We start from the raw sequence: 890 nt of genomic DNA on the forward strand, positions 1-890 counted from the left end.
CAAGGTGTTTTGGTGATAATCGAGAAAATCATCGCGTGAAGGCGGTCGGTAATCACCAATTTACTGGAGCCGATGCGGTCCAGCATCTCCATAAAATGCTTTTCACGATCAGCGTAATCGATGGTGTCTACCGTATCCAGCACCGTATCGGTACGCTCTGTGTAAGTTGTTTTTTCTGCCCATTTCTTCATCTGTGAAATAAAATCTTCGTCAGTCACTTTCTCCTTATCCGCTCTTAAAATAAAGAGAACGCCGTCCCGCTCAAGCTCTCGCGGCACAATGTCCAAGGAAAGCACCATGTCCGGCGTAAAGATCACATTGGAATTGAAGGTCTCTTTCACCACATCCAGTGTTTGCGTCTCACGCGCAGCAATCGTTAAGTTTGTATTTTGATGGTACGCATCCTGTGTTTTTTTCTTTTCCTTCTGTCCTTCCTCTGTATCCTCAAAATAAACGGATTGGGGCAGAGAAATCGATTTGTAGTCTTTAAACGCCGAAAAGACCTTTCTTCTGTCTTCCTCAATATCAAGATAAAGGTTTCCTAAATTCCCTCCGCCTGTAAAGCAGACAATATCGTCTTCACGAATGATCTCTTTCACCAGTTCAATGCCCTCATCCGTCGCATAATCCATAATCTCAATGTATTCATAATACGGAAAATGATTTTTGACAAATTTCTCTTCCGCATACGCAATCGCTTGGTCGCCAATGTTTGTGTAACTAGGGGAACCAAACAAAAATACTTTTCGTTTATCATTTAACAGAGCTTCCGGCTCCACATTTGGCGCAATGCCTTTTACTAGTTTTTTGCCTTTGATTTCTTGTACAGTCATATCTGCGTCCTCCTTCTGGGATGAATTCCTCATTGTGTGTTAACTGTCTCTACCCAA

1 protein-coding gene is annotated in these 890 nt (G+C 42.6%); it reads right to left on the minus strand.

The window, feature by feature from the left end; genetic code table 11:
* Positions 1-833, minus strand: an 833-nt coding sequence (locus ACWHAR_RS24685; protein ID WP_452088132.1) for a polysaccharide pyruvyl transferase family protein, incomplete at its 3' end; no start/stop codon positions are given.
* Positions 834-890 lie beyond the last annotated feature (57 nt).

The organism is Bacillus sp. LR--39, from assembly GCF_053613335.1.